A 1,947-nucleotide genomic window follows, 5' to 3' on the forward strand; every position below is an offset into this window, starting at 1 on the left:
CGGTCGGGATCTTCGTGGGCGACGGCCTGGTCCGCACCGACAGCGCCGGTGGTCGAAACAAGCTCCGCGACATAGGACTTCGTCCGGACGACGGTCTGGCGATCAACAGCGCACATCACTTCACCTTGCTCAACGACGAGCGGGTGTACGGCTGGATGCGACGCGCGCTGGTCGGTGACGAGACAACGAACACTTCGGGCTGACCGCGGAATCGGACTCTCACCCGATCCGGTCTACTCGGTCCATCGATAGTCGAGGAACTTCCCGTCGAACGTCACCACGACACGATCTCCGTCCTCGTGCGGGCGGCGTTCGATGTTCATGGTGAAGTTGATGGCACTCATGATGCCGTCGCCGAACTCCTCGGCAATCAGTTCTTTGAGCGCGGGGCCGTACACCTCCAGCGCCTCGTGGAATCGGTAGACCGTGGGGTCCGAGGAGATGTCGAGTGATCCGCGATAAGGAGCCAGGGTCAACTCGAACAACGAACCTTCGGGCATCCCCAGCTTCTCTGCGAGCACATCGGCATGAGCAACGCTCAGAGGATGCTGGCCATACAGGGCCGACACCGTCCATGCCACCGGCTTGTCGATGGCCTCGGCCAAAGCGGCCCAACTCAATCCAGCGCGTACACGTGCAAGCCGAATCTCACCTATCAACGGTTTACCTGCAAAATCGGGCAACAGCTCTCTCCTTCGTAGTCGATCTACAGGCCGGGCCTTCGCGATATCGCTTCGCGCGGCTCAGCAACTTCCCAGTCTCAGGCGAGACCTCATGTCTCGCAACATTTCGTATCGAGGCCGCAGGCGCTACCCGATCGCGGATAGGGTGGCTGTTTCCGACATGAACACGACGAAAGTACTGACGACATGACCCAACTCGGTCTCGGCCTTGCCGCACTCGGACGCCCCGAGTACTTGACGGTCGGGCACTCGGACGCTGTGGACGGGCGATTCGACCCGGCAGCCCTGGAACAGCTCTGCCACGCAGTGCTCGACGCGGCGTGGGACAGCGGAGTTCGACACTTCGACGTGGCCCGGTCCTACGGCTGGGCCGAGCGGTTCCTCGGCAGCTGGTTGTCTCGACACCCGAACAGGCGTCAGGAACTGGTGATCGGCTCCAAATGGGGCTACGCCTACGTCGCCGATTTTCAGCGGGGAGCCGAAGTTCACGAAGTGAAGGAACACTCGGTTGCCCGTTTGGCCGAGCAGTGGCCCGAGACCCTCCACGAACTCGGCAGTGCGCCCGACCACTACCTGATCCACAGCGTCACCCCGGACAGCACGGCCCTCGACGACACCGCACTGCTCGACGACCTACGCGCCCTGGCCGACAGCGGCACTCGAATCGGCATCAGTACGAGCGGGCCGCACCAAGCCGACGTGGTTCATGCAGCGCTGGACACCGGGGTGTTCAGCTCGGTGCAGTCGACGTGGAACCCACTCGAGCCGTCCGTAGGCCCCGCTCTGGCACGTGCACACGAGGCCGGCTGGTTCGTCGTCGTCAAAGAGGCGATGGCCAATGGTCGACTCGTGGCCGAAGATTCAGCGCTCGGCCGGGTCGCGGATTCGGCCGGCATCGGCCGCGACGCGCTCGCGCTGGCGATCGCACTCGCGCAACCGTGGGCCGACGTCGTGCTGTCCGGCGCGGCCACAGCTGCCCAACTCGAGCAGAATGTTGCCGCACTCTCCGTCGACCGCGAGCTGATCGTGGCGGCCGGACTGAACAGCGCAGAGAATCCAGAGCGCTACTGGAACAACCGCTCCCGCCTGCCGTGGACGTGACCGCCGATTCCACCAGGCTGTGTTGCCGGGCATACTCGAGTCGATGTGGCGGGCCCTCTCATCGACGCGTCGCGGCGAACACGTCGACCGGGTGCGGCACCCGAAGTCTGCCGTCGGTGCCCGGCACCGAGACCGCATCCAGGTAGGCCCGTACCGGCCCGCG

Annotated in this window: 2 protein-coding genes and 1 pseudogene; 2 read left to right on the forward strand and 1 reads right to left on the reverse strand. The window is 64.5% G+C overall.

The window, feature by feature from the left end; genetic code table 11:
* Positions 1-203, forward strand: a pseudogene (locus ABZ677_RS27760) (alpha/beta hydrolase); the annotation flags it as partial.
* A gap of 30 nt (positions 204-233) precedes the next feature.
* On the opposite strand, the gene cynS reads toward ABZ677_RS27760, so the two are convergent.
* On the reverse strand, positions 234-683 hold the full coding sequence (gene cynS, locus ABZ677_RS27765; protein WP_358375304.1) for a cyanase: 450 nt from the start codon (positions 681-683) through the stop codon (positions 234-236).
* A 186-nt stretch (positions 684-869) separates the two neighbouring features.
* On the opposite strand from cynS, the gene ABZ677_RS27770 reads away from it, so the two are divergent.
* Entirely contained in the window at positions 870-1,784 is a 915-nt protein-coding gene (locus tag ABZ677_RS27770; protein ID WP_358375307.1) for an aldo/keto reductase, read from the forward strand.
* Positions 1,785-1,947: the final 163 nt, after the last annotated feature.

Source organism: Rhodococcus sp. NPDC006774 (genome assembly GCF_040636045.1).
Taxonomy (GTDB): domain Bacteria; phylum Actinomycetota; class Actinomycetes; order Mycobacteriales; family Mycobacteriaceae; genus Rhodococcoides.